Genomic DNA, 23,867 nt, shown 5'->3' with positions numbered 1-23,867 from the left:
TCTCGAGCGGGTCGGCGCCGTCGCGGCGCCGACCCGCTCTGTCAGACCAGGTCTCGCCAGTCGATGTCCTCGTCGTCATCGTCGAGGGTGTCGACGGGCGCGGTGACGACCGGGATCGACATCGTCTCGGTGGGCGGGCCCATCAGCGTCGCCTCGTCGCGCCGGTGCCGCAGCACCGTGTCGATGTACGACGAGAGCACCTCGGCGATCGGCACCGAGCGGCCCCGGGCCTGCGACATGTACCACCGGTGCTCGAGCACCTGGTGGAACACCTCGGCGGGCTCGAGCTTGCTGCGCAGATCCCACGGGATCGCCTTGATCACGGGCTCGAACACGCGGGTGAGCCACTCGTGCGCGACCATCTCCTCGTCCGAGCCGAGGCGCGAGACCCGGGCGCGGAACTCGTCCATGTCGTTGAGCAGGCGCCGGGCCTGATTCTCCTCGACATCGAGACCGGTCAGCCGCAGCAGCCGTCGCTGGTGGTGCCCGGCATCCACGACCTTCGGCTGGATCGACACGCGCGTGCCGTCGGCGGTCTGCTCGATCGACATCTCGTCGATGTCGAACCCCAGGTCGTTGAGGCGCTGCACGCGTTCGGTGATGTGCCAGGCCTCGCCCGCGGCGAAGGTCTCCTGGTCGGTGAGCGCCGCCCACAGCGAGCGGTACGACGAGACGATGCCGTCGGCGATGGCCACGGCATCGACCCCGCCTTCGAGCCGCCCGCCGGCCTCGAGGTCCATGATCTCGCCGGCGATGTTCGTGCGGGCGACGTCGAGGTCGTGCTCGCGCTGGCCGACGGTGAGGCCGCCCTCGTGCAGCTCGCCGGTCTCGGCGTCGACGAGGTAGGCGGCGAACGCCCCCGCGTCGCGACGGAACAGCGTGTTCGACAGCGACACGTCGCCCCAGAAGAAGCCGACGGTGTGCAGGCGCACGAGGAGGGCGGCGAGGGCGTCGACGAGTCGGCCGGCGGTGTCGGGCCGGAGCGTCTGCGTGAACAGGGCCCGGTAGGGGAGCGAGAACTTCAGGTGCGCCGTGACGAGGGCAGCCGGGAGGGGCTCGCCCTTCGGCGTACGACGGCCGTCGATGACGGCGACCCGGCTGACGCAGGGGACGTCGAGGCGGGCGAGCATGCCGAGCATCTCGTACTCGCGGCGGGCCATCTCGCCGGTCGTCTCTTTGACCGCGACGACACGGCCCGACAGGTTGGCGAAACGCACCAGGTGTCGCGAGAGGCCCTTGGGCAGCGACACGATGTGGTCGCTCTTCCACTCGTCGAGCGGCGTCGACCAGGGCAGGGCCAGCAATCCGGCGTCGATGCTGCTGGCGGTGATGCTGAGAGGTTCGACCACGTTCGTCCGACTTTCGTGCGTGTGTCGGGATGCGACGCGGCGCGGGGGCTCGTGTGAGCCGCCCGCGCCGCGTCGATCGCCGATCAGGCCGAGGCGATGGCCTTCTTGGTGAGGCGCTCGCCCGACTCGATGTCGAAGGCGTGCACGTGGTGCGGCACCGGCGCCAGAACGACCTTCTCGCCGGCGTTCGGGTGGCTGCGGCCGTCGACGCGCGCGACGATGTCGGTGCGCTTGCCGTTGATCTCGGTGTGGCCGTACAGGTAGCCGTCGGCGCCGAGCTCTTCGACGAGGTCGACCGTCACCGTGAGGCCCCGGCCGTCAGCCGGGTTCACGACGATGTCTTCGGGGCGCACACCGGCGGTGACCTGGGTCGCGTTGGTGGGCTTGTCGATGTCGGCGTCGACGACGGCGGTACCGAACTGGATGCCACCGGCGCTCGCCAGGTCGACGGGGAACAGGTTCATCGCGGGCGAGCCGATGAAGCCGGCCACGAAGACGTTGTTCGGCTTCTCGTACAGGTCGCGGGGCGTGCCGACCTGCTGCAGGATGCCGTCCTTGAGCACGGCGATGCGGTCACCCATGGTGAGCGCCTCGGTCTGGTCGTGCGTGACGTAGACCGTGGTGACACCGAGGCGGCGCTGCAGCGACGCGATCTGTGTGCGCGTCTGCACACGCAGCTTGGCGTCGAGGTTCGACAGCGGCTCGTCCATGAGGAAGACCTGGGGCTGGCGCACGATGGCGCGACCCATGGCGACACGCTGACGCTGACCACCCGAGAGGGCCTTCGGCTTGCGGGTCAGGTACTCCTCGAGGTCGAGCAGCTTCGCGGCCTCGAGCACGCGCTGGGCGCGCTCTTCCTTGCCGACGCCGGCGATCTTCAGGGCGAAGCCCATGTTCTCGGCGACCGTCATGTGCGGGTAGAGCGCGTAGTTCTGGAAGACCATCGCGATGTCGCGGTCTTTCGGCGGGATGTCGGTGACATCGCGGTCGCCGATGAGGATGCGGCCCGAGTTGACCTCTTCGAGGCCGGCCAGCATGCGCAGCGAGGTGGACTTTCCGCAACCGGAGGGGCCGACGAGAACCAGGAACTCGCCGTCGGCGACCTCGAGGTTCAGCTTGTCGACGGCCGGGCGCGTGCCGCCGGGGTACAGGCGGGTGGCGTTGTCGAACGTGACGGATGCCATGTTTTCTTCTCCTTCACCGGCAGGTACGTGCCGGACGATCCGTAGTGATGGAATGAGCGGGGGGCTATCCCCGCACACCCGACGCTGGGTGCACTTCTCAGTATCGCACGCATGGCCCGAAAGCATCGCGCGAACGGCCCAGCTCATGGCTGCATCTGGGCATTTCCCAGGGTGTGGTTCTAGCATCGTGAGGGTCGCCATCCCCGGGGCGATCAGCGCTCCGACCAGACGCCGACGCGCATCAGCACAGTCTTTCCGAGAGGTTCCATGTCCAGCGACGACTCCACGAATGCGCCGTCCACGGGCGACTCGGCTTCGAGCGAGATCACGTCGACGGGCGGAACGCCGACCGCCGCGGGGCGCCGTGAGGCCGTGCGCGAGAAGGCGCAGCAGGTGCAGGTGCGTCAGTCGCGCGCGCGGATGGTACGCAGCGCCGCCTGGATCACGGGCGCGGTGGTCGTGGTCGCTGCGGTCGCGATCGTCGTGGGTATGACGGTCGGTCGGGCGGCCAGCAAGCCGCAGCTGTCGCCCGACGGCACCGATCACGACGGGTTCGTCGTGACCTCGATCTCGAGCGCCGGTTCAGGCGCCGTGACCTCGCCCGACGACGCGACGCCGTCGGCCGCGGCCGAAGCGACGCCGACGCCGAGCACCACGGCATCCACGGCTGCACCGGTGCAGATCCACGTCTACGTCGATTACCTCTCGCCGTCGGCACGCGAATGGCAGCTGGCGAACGAGTCGAACCTGTCGTCGTGGGTCGCCGAGGGTGCCGCGACGCTCACTTATCACCCGGTGGCGATGCTCACCGCCAAGTCGAACGGCACGAAGTATTCGCTGCGCGCCGCGAGCGCCGCCGCGTGTGTCGCGACCTACGCTCCCGCATCGTTCTTCCAGTTCAACAGCGACCTGCTCAAGCGTCAGCCGGCGGTCGACTCCGACGGGTTCTCCGACAAGGACCTCGCCGACATCGCGTCGGCCAACGGCACCGGCGACGAGCCGAAGAAGCTGCGCGAATGCATCGAGACCGAGACCTACGCCTCGTGGGCGAAGGCGGCCACCGAGCGCGCCGTCGCCGGAATCGAGGGCACCGACGCACTCTCGCTCACCGGCAACGCGATGGTCCTCGTCAACGGCCAGGCCTACCAGGGCGAGATGACCGACCCCGCAGAGTTCTCGCAGTTCGTGCTGACCAGCGCGAGCGGCAAGAGCGCGAAGAACCAGACGCCGACTCCCACGCCGACACCCTCGGTCACGCCGTAGCGCGCCGCGGGGTGCGCCGCGCGCCCGGTTAGACTGAGGGATGCCTCGCCGGCTTGGCGCAATTGGTAGCGCACCTGTCTTGTAAACAGGGGGTTGCAGGTTCAAGTCCTGTAGCCGGCACCGTAAACAGTCTCAGCGTGATCGCGCGAGACGGGTTCAGGTGTGTGCCGCGCGCAGCGCGGCGACCAACTCGCGAGCAAGGGCGGCGCCCTGGGCGCTCTCGCTCCACGAGATGCCGAGGATGCGCGCGAACGGCGGGTCGAAGGGCACGTAGACGACGCCCGGATCGCTGCGGCCGGGGGTCCGCGGCAGGATCGACAGGCCGAGCCCACCGGCGACGAGGCTGCGCATCGTGTCGATCTCGCTGCTTTCGAACGTGACGTTCACGGCGACGCCGGCATCGGCGAGGATGCCGGAGATGATCGGTCGCATCTCGGTGATGCGTGAGAACCCGATGAAGTCCTCGCCCCGCAATGCGGTGAGTTCGACGCGCTCACGTCTCGCGAGCGGGTGCCACTCCGGAACGGCGACGCACAGCGGTTCTTCGGCCAGAGGCATCCATTGCGCTCCGCTCGTCGCGGGCGGCGCGGTGCACAGCGCGACGTCGATCGCGTCGAGGGCGAGCCAGCCCTGCAGGTCGCGGCTGAATCCCTGCCGCAGCGTCACACGCACGTCGGGCTGCGACGCACGAAAGGTGCCGACGACGTCGGGGACGAGCCAGCGGGCGAGCGAATGCAGAAACCCGATGCGCAGCAGGCGGCCCGCGTCGGCGATCGTCTCGGCATGCCGGCGCGCCGACTCGTAGGCGTCGAGCACGGCGGCGGCGTCGGCGCGGAAGGCGACACCGTTCGCGTTGAGTTCGAGACGCTTGCCGTGTCGCGCGAACAGCGGCATGCCGATGGATGCCTCGAGCCGCGCCAGCGCGCGAGACACGTTCGACTGGTTGACAGCCAGCTCGGCGGCGGTGTCGCGGGTGTTCTCGGTCTGCGCGAGCGAGAGGAACGCACGCAGGGCCTGCTCGTCCATGCGCTCAGGCTAACGGCGAAATGCGGACAACGCATCAAAAAGGCATCCTGCGTCATTTAGAAGATCAGCGGGAGTGCGCGAGAGTGGCGGTCATGGCCGCGATGCTCGATCTCACGCAAACGGGCTCGATCGCGCGCATCGCCGCGCGGACGAGCCGGTATCGACGCATTCTTCTCGTGCTCGCGGCGGGCGGGCTGGCCAACTTCGCGGTCGTCTACTTTCCGCAGCCGCTGCTGCCGCAGCTCGCTTCGGCGTTCGCGGTGCCGCCCGGGGCGACCGGGCTCGCCCTGTCGGTGGCGACCGCCGCGATGCTCGTCGGCCTCGTCGTCGCCGCGCCCGTCTCGGACCGTATCGGGCGCGTGCCCGCGATGGGGGCGTCGCTGGTGCTCGCGGGGCTGTTCTGCGCGGCCGGCGCGCTCGCCCCGACGTGGGAGGTCTTTCTGCTGCTCCGCGCCGGGGCCGGGCTCACCCTCGCCGTGCTGCCCGCCGTCGCCCTCGCCTACCTGCGCGATGTCGTCCATGACGACGCACAGCTCGAGGCCAACTCCATCTACATCTCGGGCACGGCCCTCGGCGGAGCGGTCGGACGCCTGGCGCCCCTTCCGCTCGCCGCCGTGGGTGGCTGGCAGCTCGTCACCGTCGTGCTCGGTGCGCTGAGCGTCGTTGTCGGTGTGCTCGTGTGGATGCTGTTGCCGCGCGATGGGGCAGACCCGAAGCCGCTGCGCGCGGGCGATGTGCTCGGGGGAGCGGTGTCGTCGCTGCGCGACCCGGTGATCCTCGCACTGTGCATCATCGGCGGGCTCAGCATGGCCGTGTTCGTCGGCCTCTACAACGCGATCCCGTTCCGGCTCGACGCACCGCCCTTCTCGCTCGGCGCTGCGGAGGTGCTCGTATACCTCGCGTACCCGCTCGGCATCGCGGCGCCGGCCGTCTTCCGGCGGGTCGCGACCCGGCGGGGGCGCGGAGCGGCGACGCTGCTCGGCCTCGGAGGACTTCTCGCCGCGACGGCGCTGCTCATCGCGCCGAGCGTCATCACGATCTTCGTCGGCCTCGGCCTGCTGACCTTCGCCTTTCTCGGGACGCATTCGATCCTGAGCGGCTGGGTCGTGGAGCGTGCGCACGACGTCGGGCGGTCGACCGCACGCGCCTCCAGCGCGTATCTGCTCGTCTACTACCTCGGCAGCACGCTGTCGGGGGCGGCGTCGACACAACTCTGGCAAGGCGGCGGTTGGACGGCGGTCATCATGCTCGCCGCGACGGCCGGCATCGTCGCGAGCGCGCTGTGCCTCATCGTGCGGCGGCGTTCTCCGCGGCGCTGATGCGCCCGGGGGCCGCCGCCGTTATTCCCGGCGAGGCGGACTCACCGCCACCGCCGCGGGCCGATACTCTCGTTTGCGTGGACGACCCGAACCCTTGCGCAGAGCCGGAGACCATCACCGAGGCGATCTGCATCCTCGGTTACGACTGAGTCCTGACCCGCGGGGACCATCCCGGGCCGCGGGATAGGCTGAATGCCCGTGACCCCCGAGCCGAGCAGTCGACAGCCGCGTGCGCTGTCGCCCGCGGTGGCTCTCGGCGGAGCGGTGCTGGTCGGAGTCCTCACCGCCCTGCAGGCCCGCATCAACGGCCAGCTGGGGTTGCGCCTCGGCGACGGCTTCGTCGCCGCCGCGATCTCGTTCTCATCGGGGTTCGTCGTACTCGTCGCTCTCTCGGCGATCCTCCCCGCCGGGAGACGCGGTTTCGGGCGCCTGCGCGCTGGCATCCGTGACCGCACGATCCCGTGGTGGATGCTCGCGGGCGGCCTCGCGGGTGCGTTCACGGTGGCGACGCAGGGGCTCGCCGTGGCTGTCATCGGTGTCTCGCTGTTCACCGTCGGCGTCGTTGCGGGTCAGACCGTCTCGGGACTCGTGCTCGATCGCGCCGGCTACGGCCCCGCCGGTGTCGTGGCGATCACCGTGCCGCGCCTGATCGGCGGACTGCTCGCCCTCGTCGCCGTGGGGGTGTCGCTGCAGGGTGATGTGCTCCAGCGCGTGCCGTGGTGGATGCTCGTCATGCCGGTGATCGCAGGCGCAGGCATCGCGTGGCAGCAGGCGACGAACGGCCGACTGCGTCAGCGGGTCGGCACGCCGCTGACGGCCACCCTCGTCAACTTCTTCGGCGGCACGGTCGTGCTCGTCATCGCCGCCGGGGTGCACGTCGCACTCGTCGGCGCTCCCGCCGCCGTGCCCACCGAGCTGTGGCTCTATCTCGGCGGGGTCATCGGGGTGACCTACATCTTCATGTCGGCGGCCCTCGTCGTGCACACCGGCGTGCTGTTGCTCGGTCTCGGCACGGTCGCCGGGCAGCTCGTGACCGCGTTCGCGCTCGACGCGCTCTGGCCGGCGGCCGCCTCTCCCGGGTGGACCACCGAACTGCTCATGGTGATCGTCGCGGGCGCGGGGGTCGTCATCGCCGCCGCGCCCGGTGCGGCGCGCCGCCGCTGACCGCTACGCGACGACGTCGCCGCGCTGATCGGCGTCGACCCGATCCCGCGCACGCTGCGCCTTCTGCGCCCGCTTCTCGGCGTGCCGCAGGGCCTTTCGCGCCTTCTTGTCGGCGTGCCGCGCCTTCTTCTCGGCCTTGTTGGCTTTCTGCGCCCAGTCGACCGGCTTCTCGGCCTTCTTCTGCTTCTTCTTCGCGCACTTCTTCTGGTGCTTCTGCGCTTGTCGCTTCTTCTTCGCCGCCTTCTCCGCCGAAGCCCGTTCCGCATCGTCGTCGTGCGACGAGCCGAGTTCGTCGGGCAGGGTCGTGACCCCGGGCATCCTCGTCAGATGCGACCGTGCGTCGACGGCCTTGCGCCTGCCGGGCCTCGAGCTCTCAGGCTTGCCGCCGACGTAGAGCCAACCGAGCAGCTCTTCGTTGTGACCGAGGCCGTGTGCGGCGGCCACGGCCTTGCTGCGCGTGTAGCCGCCGGTGCGCCAGATGACGCCCCAGCCGGCTTCGTCGAGCAGCAGGCTGAGGGTGTGCGCGACGCCCGAGGCGACCGCCTCCTGCTCCCACCGGGGCACCTTGTCGCTCTTCTTGTAGCTCGCGACGATCGCGATGACCAGGGGCGCCCGCAACGGCTTGGTCGACGGCTTGCTGTCGCCCGACGCCTCAGCGATCGCGGCGCCGAGCACGAGCCGGTCGTCGCCGCGCAACTCGATCGCGCGCCACGGGCGCAGCGACGAGTGGTCGGCGACCCGTCCGGCGGCCGAGAGCAGGGTGACCAGCTCGGAGCGCGTGGGAGCGGCATCCGTCACCTTCGACCACGACCGGCGCGAACGCACCGCCTCGAGCGCGGGCTGCGCGGCGGCGGTGCTCATGGATGCCTCGCTCATGCCTCGGGCGTGAACGACAGCGACAGCGAGTTCATGCAGTAGCGGTCGCCGGTCGGCGTGCCGAACCCGTCGGGGAAGACGTGCCCCAGGTGCGAGCCGCAGTTCGCGCAGCGCACCTCGGTGCGCACCATGCCGTGGCTGCGGTCTTCGATCAGCTCGACCGCTTCGGGCCGCACCGACTCGTAGAAGCTCGGCCACCCGCAGTGCGAGTCGAACTTCGTTCCGCTCTGGAACAGCTCCGCCCCGCACGCCGCACAGGTGTAGAGGCCCGCACGGCTCTCGTCGAGCAGTTCGCCGGTCCAGGCGCGCTCGGTGCCCGCCTGTCGCAGCACCGCGTACTGGTCGGGGCTCAGCTCTGCCCGCCACTGCTCGTCGGTCTTCTGTACCTCGTAGGCCATGACATGTCCCTTCGTCTGCTCTATTCAACCCGACGACGGGCGCGCGTGTTCCGCGGCGGCTGGGTGTTCCGTGTGGCGTTGCCGTGCATCGGGCGCGGGCGCGCGTAGCCTCGAGGCGTGCCCCTCTCCGACCGCTCCCGTGCGCTGCTCGACTTCGAGTCGCGGTGGAACGGGCACGGGGCCGCGAAAGAAGAGGCGATCCGCCGCGAGCTCGCCCTGACGCCCGCCCGCTATTACCAGCTGCTCGAACGTGTGATCGACGAGCCGGATGCCGCGGCGCACGACGCCCTGCTCGTGCACCGGCTGCGTCGCCTGCGCGACGAGCGCGCCCGCGAGCGCGCGCGCCGCACGGCCGTTCCCGCCGCCAGGAGCGGTGCGCAGGTTGGGCAGAGCAGTGCGCGGGTGGCGGGCGGAACCGTGCGCACAGGCGCGGCCCGGTAGCATTCTCTGGTGCCCAAGACCTCGCCGACGAAGGATCGGTTCGACGACCTTCCTGCCGACCACGGGCGCATCGGAGCCCACCGTGCCGAGAACCCCCGCATCCGCGGCGGTCTCGTGCTGCTCTGGTCGGTGATCGCCACCGTCGTTCTCGTGGCGCTCGGCGTGTTCGGCACCATGCTCGCGACGGGTCGCATCTCGCTCACCCCGACCCCCGAGCCGACGGCCAGCGTCGTGCCCACGGCCGAGCCGGTGATCGACACCTCGTATTCGGTCGTCGTGCTGAACGCGACCTCGCAGAACGGCCTGGCCGGCGCGATGCGCGACACGGTCATCGCGGCGGGGTGGCCGGCCGATTCGGTCATCGACGGCGACGCGGGCAGCAACGACTTCCCCCAGACGACGATCTACTACGCCTTCCCGCAAGACGAGGGAGCCGCACGCGGCCTCGCGCAGGCGATCGGGGGCGCCGTCGTGCAGCTGAGCGACGCGTACCAGCCGGCCGACGACCCCAACACCGCCGACGTCGATGAGAGCGTCGTCAAGCAGCTCGTGATCGTCATCGGCCTCGACCGCACCGACGCCGGGGCACCCTCGGCGACCCCCTGATCGCTCGACGGCCCGAAGGCCTGCGGCCGCCGTCGCGCGGCGCGGAAACGGCGCGTGTTTCACGCGTGTGAACTCTTCGATGCGCCCGTGTCAACAGTCGGCTGATCGGCGTTCCGGCGCGGCGTGCGCTGGTTAGCATGGCCACGTCCCACCGCAACATCAGGAGTCCGACATGGCACAAGGCATCGTCAAGTGGTTCAACGCCGAGAAGGGTTTCGGCTTCATCACCGTCGACGACGGGCAGGATGTCTTCGTGCACTACTCGAACATCGACATGTCGGGGTTCCGGGTGCTCGAAGAAGGTCAGGCCGTGGAGTTCACCGTCGGTGCCGGCCAGAAGGGTCCGCAGGCCGAATCCGTGCGCCTGCTCGTCTGAGTTCCTTCCGCTCTCCCGCCGCCTCACCCGCGGCTCGGTCCTCCTCGGTCATCCCTCTGACCGGCTTGCACTCGTCATGCCCGAGTGCCAGAATGAGTTAGCACTCCATCATTGCGAGTGCTAAAGACTCATCCTCACGTCCGGGAGGGACGACACACTTATGGCAAAGATCATCGCTTTCGACGAAGAGGCCCGCCGCGGCCTCGAGCGCGGCCTCAACATCCTGGCCGACGCCGTCAAGGTGACGCTCGGCCCGCGTGGCCGCAACGTCGTGCTCGAGAAGAAGTGGGGCGCCCCCACCATCACGAACGACGGCGTCTCGATCGCCAAGGAGATCGAGCTCGACGAGCCGTTCGAGAAGATCGGCGCCGAGCTCGTCAAGGAGGTCGCCAAGAAGACCGACGACGTCGCCGGTGACGGCACCACCACCGCGACCGTGCTCGCCCAGGCGCTCGTGCGCGAGGGCCTGCGCAACGTCGCGGCCGGCTCCGACCCCATCTCGCTGAAGAAGGGCATCGAGAAGGCCGTCAAGGCCATCTCCGACGAGCTGCTCGCCTCGGCCAAGGAGGTCGAGACGAAGGAAGAGATCGCCGCCACGGCATCCATCTCCGCCGCCGACCCCGAGATCGGCGAGCTGATCGCCGAGGCGATCGACAAGGTCGGCAAGGAGGGCGTCGTCACCGTCGAGGAGTCGAACACCTTCGGCACCGAGCTCGAGCTCACCGAGGGCATGCGCTTCGACAAGGGCTACATCAACCCCTACTTCGTCACCGACCCCGAGCGTCAGGAGGCGGTCTTCGAAGACCCGTACATCCTGATCGCCAACCAGAAGATCTCGAACATCAAGGACCTTCTGCCGATCGTCGACAAGGTGATCCAGGAGGGCAAGGAGCTCGTCATCATCGCCGAGGACGTCGAGGGTGAAGCCCTCGCGACCCTGGTGCTGAACAAGATCCGCGGCATCTTCAAGTCGGTCGCCGTCAAGGCCCCCGGCTTCGGTGACCGCCGCAAGGCGCAGCTGCAGGACATCGCGATCCTCACCGGCGGCCAGGTCATCACCGAAGAGGTGGGCCTCAAGCTCGAGAACGCGACCACCGACCTGCTCGGCAAGGCGCGCAAGGTCATCGTCACCAAGGACGAGACCACGATCGTCGAGGGTGCCGGCGACTCGGCGCAGATCGAGGGTCGCGTGACCCAGATCAAGCGCGAGATCGAGAACACCGACAGCGACTACGACCGCGAGAAGCTGCAGGAGCGCCTCGCCAAGCTCGCCGGCGGCGTTGCCGTCATCAAGGCGGGTGCGGCCACCGAGGTCGAGCTGAAGGAGCGCAAGCACCGCATCGAAGACGCCGTCCGCAACGCGAAGGCGGCCGTCGAAGAGGGCATCGTCCCCGGTGGTGGCGTCGCGCTCATCCAGGCCGGCCAGAAGGTCTTCGGCACGCTCGAGCTGCAGGGTGACGAGGCGACGGGTGCGAACATCGTGCGTGTCGCGATCGAGGCTCCGCTCAAGCAGATCGCGCTGAACGCGGGCCTCGAGCCCGGTGTCGTCGCGAACAAGGTCGCCGACCTCCCCGCCGGCCAGGGCCTCAATGCGGCCACCGGCGAGTACGTCGACATGTTCGCCGCCGGCATCATCGACCCGGCCAAGGTCACCCGTTCGGCGCTGCAGAACGCCGCGTCGATCGCGGGTCTGTTCCTCACGACCGAGGCCGTCGTCGCCGACAAGCCCGAGAAGGCGCCGCTCCCCGCGGGCGACCCCACGGGTGGCATGGACTTCTGAGTCTCTGAGTCACGCCTGACAGAAAGGGCCCCTCTTCGGAGGGGCCCTTTCTCATGCCCGCGCGCGGGGCCGCGCCGTCGGGTCAGCGGAACAGGCCCGCCGCGGCGACTTCGGTCTGCGCGTACTGGTTGCCGGCGTGGGCGAGCGCGACGCCGATGTCGCCGAGCGACGCCTCGAGCTCGCGCTGCGTGACGCGCCAGCGGTCGATGACCGACTGGAAGGCGATGGCGGCCGAGCCCGTCCACGCGCCCTGCAGCTGCGTCAGCTGCCCGAGCATCGCGGCCGTTTCGCCCTGCAGGCGGTCGGCGGTGGCGCGAATGGCGCCGGTGGCGGAGAGGACGGCGTCGGAATCGACGGAGAAAGCGGTCATGAGCGGGTTTCCCTTCGGATCGGTTGCCAGCAACGCTAGGTGGCCCGCCCGGCCGCCGGGCGGCCCCGAGGCGGATCGGTGGACAGTGCGGCGAAACGCCCGGTTGGGGAGGAGCCGGTGTCAGCGCTCGCCCGCGTCGAGGCCCGGCGCACCGGCATCCGTCGCGTCGAGGCGCCGCAGGGGCTGCGTCTGGATGAACAGATGCTCGACCGCGGCCCGGCCCTGAACGAGCGGGAAAGCCACGCGGAAGGTCGCTCCGCCACCGGGAGTGTCGGTGACCTCGATCGAACCGTGCAGTGCTTCGACGACGGATGCCACGATCGACAGTCCCAGGCCCGAACCGCCCGTCTCGCGCGTGCGCGAGGTGTCGGCGCGCCAGAACCGCTGGAAGATCTTCTCGCGCAGCTGCGCGGGAATGCCGTCGCCGTGGTCGACGACGGCGATCCAGCCCATGCCGGCCTCGTCGTCGACGCCGGTGGCGAGTTCGATCGGGGTGCCGGCGGGGGTGTAGCGGCGGGCGTTGCCGAGGAGGTTCGCGACGACCTGGCGGATGCGGTTCTCATCGCCCAGCACGATCGGGTCGCGCGGCGCCGCGAGGCGCGTCTCGTCAGCGCGAGCCTCGACGTCGCCGCCCCCGGCGGGCTTCGGGCGGCGGCGCAGCAGCGACCGCGTCGCGCCCGCGATGCTGCCTCGGCGCACCGACGCGGTCGTGGCCGTCGTCGAGGTCGTCTGCTCGGTGGGGGAACGGACGGGTCGCGGCGGCGTGGCATCCTTCACCGTCACCTCGCGCTCGGGGGAGGTGGCGCGCGCGTCGAGGGCCGCGTCGCGGGCGATGGGGCGGAGGTCGACGGCGGTCACGACGATGTCGCGGCGTTCGTCGAGGCGGGCGAGGGCGAGCAGGTCTTCGACGAGCCCACCCATGCGGATCGCCTCTTTCTCGATCCGCTCCATCGACTGCGCCGTCTGCTCGTCGCCCGAGATCGCGCCCATGCGGTAGAGCTCGGCGTAGCCGCGGACCGTCACGAGCGGGGTGCGCAGTTCGTGACTCGCGTCGCCGATGAACCGGCGCATCTGCTGCACGGTCGCGTCGCGCTGCCCGAGCGCCTGGTCGATGCGGTCGAGCATCGCGTTGATCGCGGTCTTCAGCCGCCCCACCTCGGTGCCGGGGGAGATGTCGCCCATGCGCTGGCTGAAGTCGCCCGCGGCGATCGACATCGCGGTGTCTTCGACCTGCCCGAGACTGCGGAAGGCGAGGGTGACGAGCCAGCGCGTCGCGAGGGCTCCGGCGATGATCGTCAGGAGCGCCAGAAACATGTAGATGCCGATGTAGTTGGCGACCGTCTGGTTGACGCCCGAGAGGGGGAGGGCGACCATCTGGGTGTAGTTGTCGGTGACACCCTCGATCGGCGGCAGGTAGTCGGCGCTCGCGTGGAAGCGCCCCGAGCCGTCGACCGTCGACAGCTCCATGATCTGGCTCTGCATCGCCAGGGTCTGCTGGATCGTGAACGTCTCGGGAAAGGCGGGCGCCGAGCCGGTGCCGCCCGCGCTGGCGATGAACCTGCCGTCGGGGCCGTAGACGGCCACGAAGTACTGGGTGGCCGTGGTGCCCGCCTCGGCGAAGTGGGGCACGCCGTCGATCACCTCGACGGTCATGAGGGTCGAGGCCACGTCGGTCGGCGCGAGCTGCAGCAGGTTCTGATCGAGCGCCGCGATCTGGGCGTTCCGCAGGAACACCCCGGTGCCGAGGCCCGCGGCCAGCAGCCCCACGGCGAGCACCGCCACCGTGACGCCGGTGACCTTGGCGCGCAGGCTCGTTCCGCGCCACCAGGAAGTGACCCGGTCGCCGCGACGGGCGTGCGCGGCGTGGAGGGCGTGAACGGATGCCATGGGCTGTGTCAGCCCGTCTTGCCGGCCTTCAGCATGTAGCCGAAGCCGCGCTTGGTCTGGATGAGCGGCTCGGTCGAGTACGGGTCGATCTTGCGGCGGAGGTAGGAGATGTAGCTCTCGACGATGCCGGCGTCGCCGTTGAAGTCGTACTCCCACACGTGGTCGAGGATCTGCGCCTTCGAGAGCACCCGGTTGGGGTTGAGCATCAGATAGCGCAGCAGCTTGAACTCGGTGGGCGACAGGTCGATCGACACGTCGCCGACCATCACGTCGTGCGTGTCTTGATCCATCGTGAGTTCGCCGGCCTTGATGGTCGACTCCTCGTCGGCCTGCATCGTGCGGCGGAGGATGGCCTGCAGACGGGCGACGATCTCGTCGAGCGAGAAGGGCTTGGTGACGTAGTCGTCACCGCCGGCGTTCAGGCCCTCGATCTTGTCTTCGGTCTCGTCTTTGGCGGTGAGGAACAGGATGGGGGCGGTGTAACCGGCCCCGCGCAGGCGCTTGGTGACGCTGAACCCGTTCATGTCGGGCAGCATGACGTCGAGGATGATCAGGTCGGGCTCTTCTTCGAGCACGGCGGAGATCGTCTGCGCGCCGTTGCCGACGGCGCGCACCTGGTAGCCGGCGAAGCGCAGGCTCGTCACCAGCAGGTCGCGGATGTTCGGCTCGTCGTCGACAACGAGGATGCGTGGTGCGGTCATAGCCCCATCCTGGCACCGGAATCCTTCTGTTCGCTGGATATCGGTTCGCCCGATATCCGAGAGGATGGTCGCATGACGTCCCCCGCGCCGTTCCCCGCACCCGCGTCCGCCCCGGTCGCCAGGCCCCTTCCCGTCGACGCCACCGCGGGCGGTCTCGCCTTCCACCGCCTGATCTTCGCGCGTCGCCGGAGCGGATGGTGGACCCCACTCGCGGTGGGCGGGCTCGGCATCGTGTTCTACCTCGTGATGCTCGTCGTCGTGATGGTGCTGATGATCATCGCGGCGCTCAGCGATCCCACTCTGCTCGAGCGCATGATGGCGCTGACCGAGAATCCGGCGTTCGACCTGCGCGACCCGCTTCTGCTCGTGTTCCTGCTCGGCACGATCGTGCTCATGCTGCCCGCCTACGTGCTGGCCTCGCTGATCGTCAACGGCAAGCGGGTGGGCCTCATCTCGTCGGCCGCGGGCCGGCTGCGCTGGCGCTGGATGCTCGCCTGCGGCGGTATCGCGATCGCCGTTTCGGCGGTGCTCACCGCCGTCTCGTTCGTGCTGCCCGGCGCGGCGGACGCGGGCGGGACCGCGGGCCCGAACCCGCTCTGGGCGGTGTCGCTGGCGATCATCATCGTGCTCGTGCCGCTGCAGTCGGCGGCGGAGGAGTACATCTTCCGCGGGTACCTCATGCAGACGATCGGGCGGTGGCTGCGGCATCCGGCGTTCGCCATTCTGCTGCCGGTGCCGCTGTTCGTCATGGGGCACCTCTACGACCTGCTCGGCCAACTCAGCGTCGGACTGTTCGCGGTGGCGGCGGGCTGGCTCACGTGGCGCACCGGCGGGCTCGAGGCCGCGATCGCGCTGCACGTCGTCAACAACGTGACGGGGTTCCTGCTGTCGCTCGGGGCGGGCTCCGACCCCACCGAGTCGTCGACCGGCTGGGTGAGCTTTCTGTGGTCGTTCCTGCTGATCGGGGGCTACACGGCGCTCGTGGAGTGGGTGCTGCACCGCCGCGCGGCGCAAGGCCGACCCCTGCCGCGCACGCTCGTGCTCACGCCGCCGGCCGCGCCCTATCAGGCGGCGGCGATGCCTTCGGCGTCGAGGATGGTGTAGCTGTAGCCCTGCTCGGCGAGGAACCGCTGCCGGTTCTGCGCGAAGTCCTGGTCGACGGTGTCGCGGGCGATCAGCGTGTAGAAGCTCGCGGTGTGACCGCTCGTCTTGGGGCGCAGCAGCCGGCCGAGGCGCTGCGCCTCTTCTTGCCGCGACCCGAACGATCCCGACACCTGAATGGCGACGGATGCCTCGGGCAGGTCGATCGAGAAGTTCGCGACCTTCGAGACGACGAGCACCGGAATGCGCCCCTCGCGGAACGCGCCGTACAGCTCTTCGCGCTCGTCGACCGGCGTCGCACCCGTGATCTGCGGTGCGTCCAGAGCGTCGGCGAGGATGTCGATCTGGTCGAGGTACTGGCCGATCACGAGGATCTGCTCACCCGCGTGCCGCGTGACGAGGTCTTTCACGACCTGGATCTTCGCGTGCGCCGTGGCGGCGAGCCGGTAGCGCTCGTCGTCGGCGGCGGCCGCATACTCCATGCGGTCGCCCGGGGGCAGGTCGACGCGCACCTCGTAGCAGATCGCGGGTGAGATGAACCCCTGCGCCTCGATCTCCTTCCACGGTGCGTCGAAGCGCTTGGGGCCGATGAGGCTGAACACGTCGCCTTCGCGCCCGTCTTCGCGCACGAGTGTCGCGGTCAGGCCGAGGCGTCGCCGCGCCTGCAGGTCGGCCGTGAGCTTGAACACCGGCGCCGGCAGCAGGTGCACCTCGTCGTAGACGATGAGGCCCCAGTCCAGGGCATCCAAGAGCGCCAGGTGCGCGTACTCGCCCTTCCGCTTCGCGGTGAGGATCTGGTACGTCGCGATCGTGACGGGCTTGACCTCTTTTGCCTGCCCGGAGTATTCGCCGATCTCTTCGGGCGTCAGCGACGTGCGCTTGAGCAGCTCGTCGCGCCACTGCCGCGCGCTCACGGTGTTGGTCACGAGGATCAGCGTCGTCGTCTTCGTGTCGGCCATCGCGGCCGCCCCGACGAGGGTCTTGCCCGCGCCGCAGGGGAGCACCACGACTCCCGAGCCGCCCTCGGTGAAGATGTCGACCGCCTTGCGCTGGTAGGGGCGCAGCGTCCAGCCGTCTTCGGCCAGCTCGATCTCGTGCGGCGTTCCGGGCGTGTAGCCGGCGTGGTCTTCGGCGGGCCAGCCGACCTTGAGAAGCTCCTGCTTGATGTGGCCGCGCGCCCAGGCATCCACGGTGAAGACGCCCGGGGAGGGGTGACCGGTGAGCAAGGGCTGGATGCGCTTGTTCTTCGCGACCTCGGCGAGCACCGCCGTGTCGGTCGCGCGAAGGATCAGGGTTCCCTCGTCGTCGCGTTCGATGACGAGGCGCCCGTAGCGGTTCACGGTCTCACGGATGTCGATCGAGACGGATGCCGGCACGGGAAAGCGCGACCAGCGATCGAGGGTCGTGAGCATGTCGTCGGCGGTGTGCCCCGCCGCGCGGGCGTTCCACAGGCCCAGGCGCGTGATGCGGTAGGTGTGGATGTGCTCGGGGGCGCGCTCGAGCTCGGCGAAGATCGCGAGCTCGTGGCGGGCGCTCTCGGCGTCGGGGTGGGCGACCTCGAGCAGCACGGTACGGTCGCTCTGCACGATGAGGGGTCCGTCAGCCATAACGGACAATCCTACCGGCGCGCGATCGCCTCGGCGCGTGCTCAGGCCGGGCCTGCTCAGGCGAGGGTCGCTGCTCAGGCGGGGCCGATGCGGGTGATGCTCGAGACGGGGAGCGTGCGCTCGACGTCGACCATGCGGTCGAGGCCGCGCAGGCGCCCGCCGCCGAGCCCGGTCGCCTCGATCGTGAACTCGCGCTCGGTGCCGTCGGGCAGGCGCACAGCGACGACGATCGTCTCGCGCGCACGCACCGCCTGTTCGAGTTCGCGGCCGAGCCACGCGGCGTCGGCATCGCCCTCTTCGGCGGCGCGCAACCGTGCGAGCAGGTCGGCGTAGACCTCGACGGCGGCGGGGGCGGGTTCAGCGTCGGCGGCGAGGCGGTGCCGGTCGAGCGTTCGGCGCTGCCCGTCGGCGTCGACGGCGACGACGGGGTAGCGGGCGTCGGCGATCATCCAGAACGCGGTGTCGGGGCTCGACCGCGTCACGAGCGCGCCGCCGCGCGGAGCGAGGGGGTCGAGCGGGTCGGGCACGAGGCCGAGGGGGCGGAGCGCCTGATCGACGGCGATCGTCTGAAGCAGCGCATCGTCGTCGCTCGTCACGCGTGCGTGCCCCGTCTCGTCGGGGCCCACGCGCAGGGCGCCGTGGCGGCTCGCCGAGCGTTCGATCTCATAGGCCAGGGGCTGCGGCAGCCCCGTGAGCGACAGCTCTTCGAGAAAGGTCCGCAGCGTCTCCGCCGTCTCACCGGCGGTCAGTGCGTCGGCGAGTGAATCGGCGGTGAACCGGTACGAGGATGCCTGGGCGCGCGACTCGCGCCGAGCCATCGACCGCAGGCGCATGTCTAGATGCGGCGCGAGTGAACCCGGGGCGATCGCGGTGAGGTCGTTCTGCAGATAGACGCGGTCGACCTCGGGGGGGAGCAGCGCCGCGAGGGTGCTGCTGTCGATGTCGCCGCCGGCCGCGGCGGCGCTCGTCCAGGCGGGGGCGGTGCCGTCTGTCTCGATCACGGCCCAGCGCTCGAGGGCGGCACGGTGCGCCTCGGCCCGTGCGGGCCAGGCCGGGTCGTAGGGGTGGGCGCCGGCCCAGGCATCCGTGTCGATCCAGCCTGCCCCGCCGCGACCCACGGCCGGCGGCACCTGGGCGATGAGGGCCGTGGCGACGGCGGTCCACCGGTCGATCGTGCTCGAATGCAGCCAGGCGAGCCCGCGCGGGGTGACGAGCAGCGCCCGCCCCTCGGACGCGAGCAGGCCTGCCCGCTCGGCGATGGCGACGAGGTCGTCGGCGGTCGGGGCATCGGTGACGGCTCCCGCGTCGAGAAGGCGACGGCGGTCGGCGGCGCCGAGCGTGCCCGCGCCGATCCGCCCGAGCGGAGCGGTGAGGGCGGTCTGCAGCACGTCGGCGAGCGAGGCCACCGCCGTGAACGCGCGTTCGGCGGCCGCGTCGTCGGAGTCGGCTGCGGTGGGGGACGCGGCGCCGGGGTCGCGGGGTTCACGAAGCGAGGCCGCGACGGGAGTCGCGGCGCGGAGGGCGGTGGCCGTGGCATCCCACGCAGTGCCGTCGTCGTCGATCAGTGCGCGCGCGGTCAGCGTGTCGCGGGTGGGGCCGTCGACGGGCGTGCCGTCCGCCACCGCGGCGTGCAGGGCCGCCGCCTCGGCTGCCGTCAGCCCCGTGATCGCGCGGGACACCGATGCGGGATCGAGCAGCTGCTCGGCAGCGTCGAACGCGTCGTTCCAGGGAGCGGCGGGGGAGATACCCCGCGCCGCGAACAGCGCCGCGAGCGACTCGTCGCTGCGGGCGGAGAGGCGGCGAGCGAGCGTGCGGGCGTCTGAGGCGGCCACGGTCAGCGGCGCGTGCCGGCCCGCGCCTTTCGAATGAACGTCATGATCAGCACCGTCACGAGCAGCAGGAACGCGACGATCGGTGCGATGTAGACCGTTGTGCCGACGGCGGGCCAGATTCCCGCCCCGAAGTCGTCGTGCGTCATACCCGAGGCCGACCCGATCATGATCGCGACGAAGCAGATGATCGACAGCAGCAGCAACCCGAACGACATGAACGCCAGCACGCGGTCGATCCGACGCACGGGAAGGTCATCGGAGGCAGCGGGGCTGCGGGGCGTGGAAGGCGACATCGGCACCAGCCTAGTGCGTCACGCCCGGCGCGTGCGGCCGTGAACTAGGCTGGAGGGTGGGGGCGACCGCCCCTCATCACCTGCGCGCGCATGTCGTCACCGACGCTGCGGCGCGCACGATCAGCGAGGTTCAGATGCCCACCGGCAAGGTCAGGTTCTACGACGACGAGAAGGGCTTCGGCTTCATCACCACCGATGACGGCCAAGACGTCTTTTTGCACGCCACGGCCCTTCCTGCGGGAACGGTCGTGAAGACCGGCACGCGGCTCGAGTTCGGCGTCGCCGACGGCAAGCGCGGTCTGCAGGCGCTCGCGGTGCGGGTGCTCGACGCGCCCGTCAGCCTCACCAAGCGCAACCGCCCGAAGCCCGACGACATGGCGATCATCGTCGAAGACCTCGTGAAGCTGCTCGACAAGGTGGGCGGCGACCTGCGCCGCGGCCACTACCCGAACGCCGGTCAGGGCACGAAGATCGCCGCGATCCTGCGCAAGGTGGCCGATGACCTCGACGCCTGAGCACGAGACGCCCGAGCACGAGACTCCCGAGAACGAGACGGCCGAGATCGACCTGTCCGCCGCGGCCGAGGTCGCCGTCGACGCGCGTCTGATCGAGGCGCACGACCTCGCGCTCGCCGCGTTGCACGAGATCACGCCGGCCTCGACGGTCGGCGCGCCCGCGGGCTACACGCTCGAAGACGACGGCGCCGTGTCGCTGCGCTTCGCGAACACCATGCCCGGCTACCCGAACTGGTTCTGGACGGTCAGCGTGGCCGCGGTCGAAGGCGCCGAGCCGACCGTGCTCGAAGCCGAGCTGCTGCCCGGCGAAGGCGCGCTGCTGGCCCCCGAATGGGTGCCGTGGGCCGAGCGTCTCGCCGAGTACCAGGCGGCGCAGGCCGCGCTCGCCGCCGAACAGGGCGATGCCGAGGCATCCGACGCGCTCGACGACACCGATGAGGCAGACGACGTGGACGACCTCGACGACCTCGACGCGGCCGACTTCGACGAAGACGGATCGCCGATCCTGCACGCGGGAGACGTCGACGGCGTCGACATCGACGAGCTCGACGAAGACGCCGAAGATGACGACGACGAAGATGACGACGACGAAGATGACGACGACGAAGATGACGACGACGAAGCCGGCGACGACGACGAAGACGCCGAAGACGAGGCCGACGAGGACTGACGTCCCGTCGGCCCCGATTGTGCGAGAGACCTGAGGCTCAGCTCCGCTGCGCGTCGATCGTGTACTCGATGCACTTGACGAGCTGGCGCACATCGTCGGGCTCGATCGAGACGAACGTCGCGATGCGCAGCTGGTTGCGGCCCAGCTTGCGGTAGGGCTCGGTGTCGACGATGTCGTTGGCGCGCAGGCTGGATGCCACGGCGGCCGCATCGACCGTCTCGTCGAAGTCGATCGTGACGACCACGGGGGAGCGGTCGGCGGGGTCGGCCACGAACGGCGTCGCGTAGGGCACCGACTCGGCCCAGTCGTAGAGCACCGACGACGATTCGGCCGTGCGGGCGGCGGCCCAGCCGAGACCGCCGTTGTCGTTGATCCATTCGAGCTGCTTGTCGAGGAGGAACAGCGTGGTGACGGCGGGGGTGTTGAGCGTCTGGTTCAGGCGCGAGTTGTCGAGCGCGTTCTTGAGGCTCAGGAACTCGGGGATGTAGCGGCCCGACGCGGCGATCCGCTCGATCCGCTCGATCGCGCCCGGCGAGACGGCGGCGAACCACAGTCCGCCATCGGAACCGAGGTTCTTCTGCGGCGCGAAGTAGTAGACGTCGGCTTCGGAGATGCGCAGGTTGATGCCGCCCGCGGCGCTCGTCGCGTCGATCACGGTGAGGGCGCCTTCGTCGCCGTGCACCCGCTCGACGGGAGCGGCGACGCCGGTCGAGGTCTCGTTGTGCGGCCACGCGTAGACGTCGACGCCCGCGACGGCCTCGGCGCTCGTGCGGCTGCCGGCCTCGGCCTTGCGCACGTCGGGCGCCTCGAGCCACGGTGCGGCCGCCGCGGCGGCGAACTTGCCGCCGAACTCGCCGAACACGAGGTTCTGGGCGCGCTTGTCGATGAGGCCGAAGGCCGCGGCATCCCAGAACGCCGTCGATCCGCCGTTTCCGGCGATGATCTCGTAGCCCGCCGGCAGGCGGAGCATGTCGGAGAGCCCCATGCGCACCTGACCGACGAGGTTCTTCACCGGCGCCTGGCGGTGTGAGGTACCGAGCAGCGCCGAGCCCGGGCCGGCGAGGGCGACCAGCTGCTCGGTGCGGATCTTGGACGGGCCGCAGCCGAAACGTCCATCGGTGGGCAGGATCTCGCGGGGGAGAGTCACGTGGGCCATGCACAGAGTCTAGGGGGGACGGACTAGGCTGTAACCTCACCCCGTACCGTGCATAAAGGCCTCACGATGACCGACCTGATCGACACCACCGAGATGTACCTGCGCACCGTCCTCGAGCTCGAGGAAGAGGGCATCGTCCCCCTGCGCGCGCGCATCTCGGAGCGGCTCGGCCACTCGGGCCCGACGGTCTCGCAGACGGTCGGGCGCATGGAGCGCGACGGGCTGATCGTCGTGACCGACGACCGCTCGTTGGCGCTGACCGATTCGGGACGGCAGAAGGCCGTCGACGTCATGCGCAAGCACCGCCTCGCCGAGCGGCTGCTCTCCGATGTCATCGGGCTCGACTGGGCGTACGTGCACGAAGAGGCCTGCCGCTGGGAGCACGTGATGAGCGAGCTCGTGGAGCGTCGCCTGCTCGAGTTGCTCGGTCACCCCACCGAGTCGCCCTACGGCAACCCCATCCCCGGCCTCGACCAGCTCGGCGACGTGCCGGCGCGCACATTCGACGACGGTGTCGTGGGCCTCGTGCGCCAGCTGAACGAGACCGGCGGCCCCGTCACCGGCACCGTCCGCCGTCTCGCCGAGCCCGTGCAGGTCGACCCCCAACTGCTCACCCAGCTGCGCGACGCGGGCGTCGTGCCCGGCGCGATCGGCGACTTCTGCTTCAGCGAGGGGTACGTGCTCGTGCAGATGGACGGCTCGGACGACGCGCTGGAACTGCCCGTCGAGGTCGCCTCGCACATCTTCTTGGTCGACGCCGCGCCCCGCTCCTGAGCCGCGATCGCCGCCCCGACGAACGGACTCGTGCCTGGGCATCGGGTGGGAGAGAGCTGGACGCCACAGCTCTTGCGTGACTTATTCGTTACCTTCCGGTAGCCTCGAGAAGTCCAATTGGCGAGAAGCCCGCCACGGATCGCCGCGCGAATTGCCTCACCGGTTCGTCGTTCGCGCGGTGACACCCGTACATCTGTGCCCGACACCGAGTGCCGACGAACCAGCAATCCTCCCTGGGGGAGGGCGTGCGGAGGCGCCGGAGGACCCTTGGCTGAAAAGTTCGTCCCGTCGCAAGAGACACCCGAGTCCGAGCCGACGAAGACCGCTCTGCGGAGCCGTGCACGCCGTCTCGTGATGCCGCTCGCCGCGTCGCAGACCCCCGCTCCCCGACAGAACCGCGCCGCGCGGCGCGCCGCCGGCAAGCCCCACCCGATGCGCAGCGTCTTCACGCTCGCCGCCGTCGCGGGGCTCGTCGCCACCGTCGCCGTGCCCGCCGCCTTCAGTGGGGCCGGCAGCACTCCCGCCGAAGCCGCCGTGACGACCGTGCAGCAGGTCGCCGCCGACAACGCGCAGTCGCTCGTCGTGGCATCCGAGGCGACTCCCGCGGCCCTCGCGCGCGGCGGCTACACCGCCACGACCCCCGAGGAGATCCAGGCGAAGAAGGACGAAGAGGCCGCGAAGGCCGCTGCCGCCGCGCGCATCGCGGCGACCGCCGCCTCGGACTCGTCGTCGTACACCGGCGCGATCGCCGAGACGATCGCGCCCGCCGGATCGGTCGTGCGTCCGCTGACCTCGTTCAACAACTTCGGCACGCCCTACGCCGGCCACAAGGGCACCGACTACATGGCCGACCGCGGCACCCCGATCTACTCGATCGCCGACGGTGTGGTCGTCGCCTCCGACGAGGACGGCCCGGGATGGGGCGTCTACGTCAAGATCGCGCACAACATCGGCGGTCAGAGCGTCACGTCGCTCTACGCGCACATGCTCTACGGCTCGCGCCGCGTGACGGTCGGCCAGACCGTCAGCGCCGGTCAGCTCATCGGCCAGGTCAGCGACACCGGCCGCGCCTTCGGCACGCACCTGCACCTCGAGATCTACGTCAACGGGTCGTGGGTCGACGCCGAGGGCTGGCTCGTCGCGAACGCGCACTGACCCCGCGCCCGCCCCGGGTGGGAG

Annotated in this window: 24 protein-coding genes and 1 tRNA gene; 13 read left to right on the top strand and 12 right to left on the bottom strand. The window is 70.2% G+C overall.

All coding sequences use genetic code 11. The annotated features are described in order from the left end of the window. Positions 1-41: 41 nt before the first annotated feature. Both G3N18_RS05240 and G3N18_RS05235 read right to left on the bottom strand, forming a co-directional pair. Positions 42-1,349, bottom strand: coding sequence for a DUF4032 domain-containing protein (locus G3N18_RS05240; RefSeq protein WP_196383247.1), 1,308 nt, complete (start codon positions 1,347-1,349; stop codon positions 42-44). An 83-nt stretch (positions 1,350-1,432) separates the two neighbouring features. Continuing rightward, complete coding sequence (locus G3N18_RS05235) at positions 1,433-2,533, bottom strand: ABC transporter ATP-binding protein (protein ID WP_196383246.1); 1,101 nt, start codon at positions 2,531-2,533, stop codon at positions 1,433-1,435. 267 nt (positions 2,534-2,800) lie between these two features. Between G3N18_RS05235 and G3N18_RS05230 the strand changes: the two genes are divergently transcribed. Together G3N18_RS05230 and G3N18_RS05225 are read left to right on the top strand one after the other, a co-directional pair. Further along, positions 2,801-3,796: a DsbA family protein gene (locus G3N18_RS05230; RefSeq protein WP_196383245.1), complete on the top strand. Its 996-nt coding sequence runs from the start codon at positions 2,801-2,803 to the stop codon at positions 3,794-3,796. A gap of 47 nt (positions 3,797-3,843) precedes the next feature. Continuing rightward, a tRNA-Thr gene (locus G3N18_RS05225) sits at positions 3,844-3,916 on the top strand. Between the two features lie 36 nt (positions 3,917-3,952). Here the strand turns inward: G3N18_RS05225 and G3N18_RS05220 are convergent. Next, positions 3,953-4,822 carry a LysR substrate-binding domain-containing protein gene (locus G3N18_RS05220; protein ID WP_196383244.1) on the bottom strand — a complete coding sequence of 290 codons (870 nt, stop codon included), beginning with the start codon at positions 4,820-4,822 and terminating at the stop codon, positions 3,953-3,955. A 92-nt stretch (positions 4,823-4,914) separates the two neighbouring features. On the opposite strand from G3N18_RS05220, the gene G3N18_RS05215 reads away from it, so the two are divergent. Continuing rightward, positions 4,915-6,141: an MFS transporter gene (locus tag G3N18_RS05215; RefSeq protein ID WP_196383243.1), complete on the top strand. Its 1,227-nt coding sequence runs from the start codon at positions 4,915-4,917 to the stop codon at positions 6,139-6,141. A 198-nt stretch (positions 6,142-6,339) separates the two neighbouring features. Beyond that, a complete protein-coding gene (locus G3N18_RS05210) occupies positions 6,340-7,305 on the top strand; it encodes a DMT family transporter (RefSeq protein WP_314853641.1) in 966 nt (321 codons plus the stop codon). Between the two features lie 3 nt (positions 7,306-7,308). Here G3N18_RS05210 and G3N18_RS16565 read toward each other — a convergent pair whose 3' ends face one another. After that, the gene (locus G3N18_RS16565; RefSeq protein ID WP_420827081.1) at positions 7,309-8,181 is read right to left on the bottom strand and encodes a nitroreductase family protein; all 873 of its coding nucleotides are present in this window, start codon (positions 8,179-8,181) and stop codon (positions 7,309-7,311) included. After that, positions 8,178-8,579 (bottom strand): peptide-methionine (R)-S-oxide reductase MsrB, encoded by a 402-nt coding sequence (gene msrB, locus G3N18_RS05200; RefSeq protein WP_196383241.1) that lies wholly within the window; start codon positions 8,577-8,579, stop codon positions 8,178-8,180. Before msrB ends, G3N18_RS16565 begins: the two co-directional genes overlap by 4 nt. 117 nt (positions 8,580-8,696) lie before the next feature. Here msrB and G3N18_RS05195 point away from each other — a divergent pair, with 117 nt between their 5' ends. The 4 genes from G3N18_RS05195 (at position 8,697) to groL (ending at position 11,782) form a co-directional block, all read left to right on the top strand. Next, complete coding sequence (locus G3N18_RS05195; protein WP_196383240.1) at positions 8,697-9,020, top strand: DUF3263 domain-containing protein; 324 nt, start codon at positions 8,697-8,699, stop codon at positions 9,018-9,020. A 9-nt stretch (positions 9,021-9,029) separates the two neighbouring features. Next, positions 9,030-9,626, top strand: coding sequence for a LytR C-terminal domain-containing protein (locus G3N18_RS16050; protein ID WP_196383239.1), 597 nt, complete (start codon positions 9,030-9,032; stop codon positions 9,624-9,626). A gap of 172 nt (positions 9,627-9,798) precedes the next feature. Beyond that, positions 9,799-10,002 carry a cold-shock protein gene (locus tag G3N18_RS05185; protein WP_196383238.1) on the top strand — a complete coding sequence of 68 codons (204 nt, stop codon included), beginning with the start codon at positions 9,799-9,801 and terminating at the stop codon, positions 10,000-10,002. 160 nt (positions 10,003-10,162) lie between these two features. Next, on the top strand, positions 10,163-11,782 hold the full coding sequence (groL, locus tag G3N18_RS05180; RefSeq protein WP_196383237.1) for a chaperonin GroEL: 1,620 nt from the start codon (positions 10,163-10,165) through the stop codon (positions 11,780-11,782). A gap of 82 nt (positions 11,783-11,864) precedes the next feature. On the opposite strand, the gene G3N18_RS05175 is transcribed toward groL, so the two are convergent. The 3 genes from G3N18_RS05175 to G3N18_RS05165 form a co-directional block, all read right to left on the bottom strand. Continuing rightward, on the bottom strand, positions 11,865-12,152 hold the full coding sequence (locus G3N18_RS05175; protein ID WP_196383236.1) for a WXG100 family type VII secretion target: 288 nt from the start codon (positions 12,150-12,152) through the stop codon (positions 11,865-11,867). A gap of 120 nt (positions 12,153-12,272) precedes the next feature. Beyond that, a complete protein-coding gene (locus G3N18_RS05170; protein ID WP_196383235.1) occupies positions 12,273-14,039 on the bottom strand; it encodes a sensor histidine kinase in 1,767 nt (588 codons plus the stop codon). A gap of 8 nt (positions 14,040-14,047) precedes the next feature. Continuing rightward, a complete protein-coding gene (locus tag G3N18_RS05165; protein ID WP_196383234.1) occupies positions 14,048-14,740 on the bottom strand; it encodes a response regulator transcription factor in 693 nt (230 codons plus the stop codon). A 72-nt stretch (positions 14,741-14,812) separates the two neighbouring features. On the opposite strand from G3N18_RS05165, the gene G3N18_RS05160 reads away from it, so the two are divergent. Then, a complete protein-coding gene (locus tag G3N18_RS05160) occupies positions 14,813-15,844 on the top strand; it encodes a CPBP family intramembrane glutamic endopeptidase (protein WP_196383233.1) in 1,032 nt (343 codons plus the stop codon). Here G3N18_RS05160 and G3N18_RS05155 read toward each other — a convergent pair. The 3 genes from G3N18_RS05155 to G3N18_RS05145 form a co-directional block, all read right to left on the bottom strand. Further along, positions 15,805-17,448 carry a DNA repair helicase XPB gene (locus tag G3N18_RS05155; protein WP_196383232.1) on the bottom strand — a complete coding sequence of 548 codons (1,644 nt, stop codon included), beginning with the start codon at positions 17,446-17,448 and terminating at the stop codon, positions 15,805-15,807. The two genes, G3N18_RS05160 and G3N18_RS05155, sit on opposite strands and share 40 nt — an antisense overlap. 74 nt (positions 17,449-17,522) lie before the next feature. Further along, the gene (locus tag G3N18_RS16440; RefSeq protein WP_196383231.1) at positions 17,523-19,280 is read right to left on the bottom strand and encodes a helicase-associated domain-containing protein; all 1,758 of its coding nucleotides are present in this window, start codon (positions 19,278-19,280) and stop codon (positions 17,523-17,525) included. Between the two features lie 2 nt (positions 19,281-19,282). Beyond that, entirely contained in the window at positions 19,283-19,573 is a 291-nt protein-coding gene (locus G3N18_RS05145) for a multidrug ABC transporter ATPase (RefSeq protein WP_196383230.1), read from the bottom strand. A gap of 134 nt (positions 19,574-19,707) precedes the next feature. Here G3N18_RS05145 and G3N18_RS05140 point away from each other — a divergent pair, with 134 nt between their 5' ends. Continuing rightward, entirely contained in the window at positions 19,708-20,088 is a 381-nt protein-coding gene (locus G3N18_RS05140) for a cold-shock protein (protein WP_196383264.1), read from the top strand. Continuing rightward, complete coding sequence (locus tag G3N18_RS05135; RefSeq protein WP_196383229.1) at positions 20,072-20,758, top strand: DUF3027 domain-containing protein; 687 nt, start codon at positions 20,072-20,074, stop codon at positions 20,756-20,758. The genes G3N18_RS05140 and G3N18_RS05135 overlap by 17 nt, the downstream gene beginning before the upstream one ends. Positions 20,759-20,795: 37 nt before the next feature. On the opposite strand, the gene serC is transcribed toward G3N18_RS05135, so the two are convergent. Further along, entirely contained in the window at positions 20,796-21,914 is a 1,119-nt protein-coding gene (serC, locus tag G3N18_RS05130; protein WP_196383228.1) for a phosphoserine transaminase, read from the bottom strand. Between the two features lie 66 nt (positions 21,915-21,980). Between serC and G3N18_RS05125 the strand changes: the two genes are divergently transcribed. Continuing rightward, positions 21,981-22,688 carry an iron-dependent transcriptional repressor DtxR gene (locus tag G3N18_RS05125; protein WP_196383227.1) on the top strand — a complete coding sequence of 236 codons (708 nt, stop codon included), beginning with the start codon at positions 21,981-21,983 and terminating at the stop codon, positions 22,686-22,688. A 267-nt stretch (positions 22,689-22,955) separates the two neighbouring features. After that, the gene (locus tag G3N18_RS05120) at positions 22,956-23,843 is read left to right on the top strand and encodes a M23 family metallopeptidase (RefSeq protein WP_196383226.1); all 888 of its coding nucleotides are present in this window, start codon (positions 22,956-22,958) and stop codon (positions 23,841-23,843) included. Positions 23,844-23,867 lie beyond the last annotated feature (24 nt).

The organism is Microbacterium paulum, from assembly GCF_015707995.1.
In the GTDB taxonomy this organism is placed as follows: Bacteria; Actinomycetota; Actinomycetes; order Actinomycetales; family Microbacteriaceae; genus Microbacterium; species Microbacterium paulum.
Note: the sequence above shows the minus strand (reverse complement) of the source record. Positions and strands in the feature narration are given on the sequence as shown.

Bases quoted from the DNA above. Each gene is read 5' to 3' on its own strand.
- G3N18_RS05140 (WP_196383264.1), top strand. From the start codon at position 19,708: ATGCCCACCGGCAAGGTCAGGTTCTACGACGACGAGAAGGGCTTCGGC.
- groL (WP_196383237.1), top strand. From the start codon at position 10,163: ATGGCAAAGATCATCGCTTTCGACGAAGAGGCCCGCCGCGGCCTCGAG.
- serC (WP_196383228.1), bottom strand. From the start codon at position 21,914: ATGGCCCACGTGACTCTCCCCCGCGAGATCCTGCCCACCGATGGACGT.
- G3N18_RS16565 (WP_420827081.1), bottom strand. From the start codon at position 8,181: ATGAGCGAGGCATCCATGAGCACCGCCGCCGCGCAGCCCGCGCTCGAG.
- G3N18_RS05125 (WP_196383227.1), top strand. From the start codon at position 21,981: ATGACCGACCTGATCGACACCACCGAGATGTACCTGCGCACCGTCCTC.
- G3N18_RS05175 (WP_196383236.1), bottom strand. From the start codon at position 12,152: ATGACCGCTTTCTCCGTCGATTCCGACGCCGTCCTCTCCGCCACCGGC.
- G3N18_RS05185 (WP_196383238.1), top strand. From the start codon at position 9,799: ATGGCACAAGGCATCGTCAAGTGGTTCAACGCCGAGAAGGGTTTCGGC.
- msrB (WP_196383241.1), bottom strand. From the start codon at position 8,579: ATGGCCTACGAGGTACAGAAGACCGACGAGCAGTGGCGGGCAGAGCTG.
- G3N18_RS05170 (WP_196383235.1), bottom strand. From the start codon at position 14,039: ATGGCATCCGTTCACGCCCTCCACGCCGCGCACGCCCGTCGCGGCGAC.
- G3N18_RS05235 (WP_196383246.1), bottom strand. From the start codon at position 2,533: ATGGCATCCGTCACGTTCGACAACGCCACCCGCCTGTACCCCGGCGGC.
- G3N18_RS05215 (WP_196383243.1), top strand. From the start codon at position 4,915: ATGGCCGCGATGCTCGATCTCACGCAAACGGGCTCGATCGCGCGCATC.
- G3N18_RS05160 (WP_196383233.1), top strand. From the start codon at position 14,813: ATGACGTCCCCCGCGCCGTTCCCCGCACCCGCGTCCGCCCCGGTCGCC.
- G3N18_RS05145 (WP_196383230.1), bottom strand. From the start codon at position 19,573: ATGTCGCCTTCCACGCCCCGCAGCCCCGCTGCCTCCGATGACCTTCCC.
- G3N18_RS05230 (WP_196383245.1), top strand. From the start codon at position 2,801: ATGTCCAGCGACGACTCCACGAATGCGCCGTCCACGGGCGACTCGGCT.
- G3N18_RS05220 (WP_196383244.1), bottom strand. From the start codon at position 4,822: ATGGACGAGCAGGCCCTGCGTGCGTTCCTCTCGCTCGCGCAGACCGAG.
- G3N18_RS05135 (WP_196383229.1), top strand. From the start codon at position 20,072: ATGACCTCGACGCCTGAGCACGAGACGCCCGAGCACGAGACTCCCGAG.
- G3N18_RS05155 (WP_196383232.1), bottom strand. From the start codon at position 17,448: ATGGCTGACGGACCCCTCATCGTGCAGAGCGACCGTACCGTGCTGCTC.
- G3N18_RS05165 (WP_196383234.1), bottom strand. From the start codon at position 14,740: ATGACCGCACCACGCATCCTCGTTGTCGACGACGAGCCGAACATCCGC.